Raw genomic sequence first — 906 nt, forward strand, 5'->3', positions numbered from 1 at the left:
GACGCCCTGATGAAGGAGGCCAAGGCCGACGACAAGGTGGTGGCGATCACGGCGGCGATGCCGTCGGGCACGGGGCTGGACCTGTTCGGCCAGGCCTTCCCCACCCGCACCTTCGACGTGGGCATCGCGGAGCAGCACGCGGTGACGTTCGCGGCCGGCATGGCGACGGAAGGGTACAAGCCCTTCGTGGCGATCTACTCGACCTTCCTGCAGCGCGGGTACGACCAGCTGGTGCATGACGTGTCGATCCAGAACCTGCCCGTGCGCTTCGCCATGGACCGGGCGGGCCTGGTGGGGGCGGACGGGGCGACGCACGCCGGCGCCTTCGACCTGGCCTACCTGTGCTGCCTGCCCAACATGGTGGTGATGGCGGCGGCGGACGAGGCGGAGCTGGTGCACATGGTGGCGACCAGCGTGGCCTATGACGCCGGCCCCATCGCGCTGCGCTATCCGCGCGGCGAGGGCGTGGGCGTGGAGATGCCGGAGAAGGGCGAGGTTCTGCCCATCGGCAAGGGCCGGATTGTCCGCGAGGGCAACACGGTGGCCATCCTGAGCCTGGGCACGCGCCTGGGCGAGGCCTGCAAGGCGGCGGAGGATCTGGCGGCGCGGGGCCTATCGACGACGGTGGCGGACGCGCGCTTCGCCAAGCCGATCGACCGGGAACTGGTGCGCCGTCTGGCGGTTGAGCACGAGGTGCTGGTGACCATCGAGGAAGGCTCGGTGGGCGGCTTCGGCGCCCAGGTCATGCAGTTCCTGGCGGAGGAAGGGCTGTTCGACAGCGGCCTGAAGTTCCGCCCCATGGTGCTGCCCGACCGCTATCAGGAACACGACAACCCGGCCAAGCAGTATGACGAGGCCGGCCTCAACGCCACCGGCATCGTCGATACCGTGCTCAAGGCGCTGGGG

The 906-nt window shown here is 69.9% G+C and carries 1 protein-coding gene; it reads left to right on the plus strand.

Translation table 11 applies throughout. The annotated features are described in order from the left end of the window. The coding region (locus P5F91_RS10900; RefSeq protein ID WP_277907189.1) for a transketolase C-terminal domain-containing protein at positions 1–906 on the plus strand (906 nt) is incomplete at both ends.

This window comes from Nitrospirillum amazonense, assembly GCF_029594735.1.
Classification (GTDB): Bacteria; Pseudomonadota; Alphaproteobacteria; order Azospirillales; family Azospirillaceae; genus Nitrospirillum; species Nitrospirillum amazonense.